Source organism: Dactylosporangium sp. NPDC051485, assembly GCF_040682015.1.
In the GTDB taxonomy this organism is placed as follows: Bacteria; Actinomycetota; Actinomycetes; order Mycobacteriales; family Micromonosporaceae; genus Dactylosporangium.
Genome location: NZ_JBFAZW010000171.1, coordinates 1 through 1753, shown reverse-complemented (window position 1 = coordinate 1753; position 1753 = coordinate 1). Strand labels below are relative to the sequence as shown.

Below are 1753 nucleotides of genomic sequence, written 5' to 3'. Positions count from 1 at the left end.
CCCCGGGGGTGGGGGGGGGGGGGGGTGGGTGTTGGGGTTTGGGGGCGGCTCGTGGGGGGGGGGGGGGGGGGGGCCGGCACACGGTGGTGCCGGCCCCACCGGCCTGCGGTACTGGCGGCGGGACAAGGGGCGGTGCGGTGATGGCATGGCGAGCGCTGCGGGACTGCGGTCAGGTCGGGGCGTGCCAGCGCTGCCTGGCGATGTGATCGGTGCCGTGCTCGGTGCGGGGCCGGCTGGGACGTGACCAGCCGGGTGTCGCCGGGCGCTGCGCGACGACCCGCCAGCCGGCGGCGCGGAGACTGGCGCCGCTCTCCCCGGCCTGGGTGTAGGTGACGAGACGGCGGTAGCCGAGCGCTTTCGCCGCGGTCCAGGCCGCGGCGTAGAGCATGGAGCAGGCGTTGCGGGTGCCGTCGGTGGCGACCCGGGTGACCCGGGTGACCTCGAGCGTGTGTCCGTCGTCGAGGAGCCGGGCGACCGGGCGGCCGACGACGGCGACGCCGACCAGAACGTGGTCCTGGTCGGCGACGCCGATGGAGTACTTGTGCCCGGCGGGTGGGCGGTGGTGGCGGTGCCAGTCGGTGATGAACGTGCACGCCTGCGCGAACGTGACCGGCACCGTCCGCAGCCTCATCCCGGCTCTCCTGCCGGTTCCGCTCGCCCGCGGTGGTGCGGGGTCGGGTCGGTGACTGTGGGCAGGTACGGGGTGAGCCGGGTGAGGGCCTCGTCGTGGAAGTCGGTGGCGATGTCGACGCCGATGTAGGCGCGGCCGAGGTGCAGTGCGGCGAGGCCGGTGGTGGCCGCGCCGGAGAACGGGTCGAGGACGACCCCGCCGGGTGGGCACCCGGCGGCGATCGCCCGCAGCGGTAGGTCCAGTGGGAATGGTGCGACGTGCGCGCCGCGGTAGGGGCGGGTGGCGATGTGCCAGACGTCGCCGGGGTTGCGGCCGTTGTGGTGGGCGGCGGTGTGGGCGTGGCCGAGCGGCTGAAGGTTGCCGCGTCCGGCTCTGGGTTCGACGGTGGTGTCGTCGGCGGTGTACTTGCCGCCGTAGGTGTTGCCGCGCCGGCGTGCGGTGGCGTCGATACCGCCGGTGTGGCCTTTGCGGGCACCGCCGAAGACACGGCTGCCGTCCGCGGCGTCCGGTCGTATGAGCGGAACGCGGATCGGGTCGAGGTCGAAGTAGTAGGTGGGGGATCTGGTGAGCAGGAACAGCAGTTCGTAGCCGGTGGAGAGCCGGTCACGGACCGACTCGGGCATCGGATTCTTCTTGGCCCAGATGATCGCGTTGCGCAGCCACCAGCCGTGCCGTTGCAATGCGAACGCGACCCGCCAGGGCACCCCGTTGAGGTTCTTCGCCGCCAGTCCGTCCGCGCCCGCACCGGCGGGTGTGCCGGTGCGGGTGCGGCGGGTGCCGGTGGCGTAGCTGTCGCCGAGGTTGAGCCAGGCGGTGCCGGTCGGCTTCAGGACCCGCCATACCTGCTCGAACACGGCCACGAGCCGGTCGACGTAGTCGTCGACGGATGGTTCCAGGCCGTACTGCGGGTCGGTCCACACCGCCCGGCAGTCAGGACACGAGGTTCCCGGCGCCGGCGGGTGAGGGGTGTGGTGGACGCACCCTGGGTCTCCGCCGTGCCAGTGGCCGGTGCCGTAGTCCCTCAGTCTTCTCTTAACTTTGATGATCTTAAATGTGTTGGCTCAACTCGGCCCTCACTCACCGGTGCCGCCCGCCAGTGATTCCGTCCCTGTCGGCTGCGCT

General features: G+C 72.5%; 2 protein-coding genes. Both read right to left on the bottom strand.

Annotated features, from left to right (window positions below):
* Positions 1–169 precede the first annotated feature (169 nt).
* Positions 170–631 carry an XF1762 family protein gene (locus tag AB0M46_RS48390; protein WP_363347951.1) on the bottom strand — a complete coding sequence of 154 codons (462 nt, stop codon included), beginning with the start codon at positions 629–631 and terminating at the stop codon, positions 170–172.
* Positions 628–1551, bottom strand: a complete 924-nt coding sequence (locus AB0M46_RS48385) for a site-specific DNA-methyltransferase (protein WP_363347949.1) — start codon at positions 1549–1551, stop codon at positions 628–630. Before AB0M46_RS48385 ends, AB0M46_RS48390 begins: the two co-directional genes overlap by 4 nt.
* Positions 1552–1753 lie beyond the last annotated feature (202 nt).

Excerpts from the sequence above, each read along its gene's own strand:
- AB0M46_RS48390 (WP_363347951.1), bottom strand. The coding sequence starts at position 631 with ATGAGGCTGCGGACGGTGCCGGTCACGTTCGCGCAGGCGTGCACGTTC.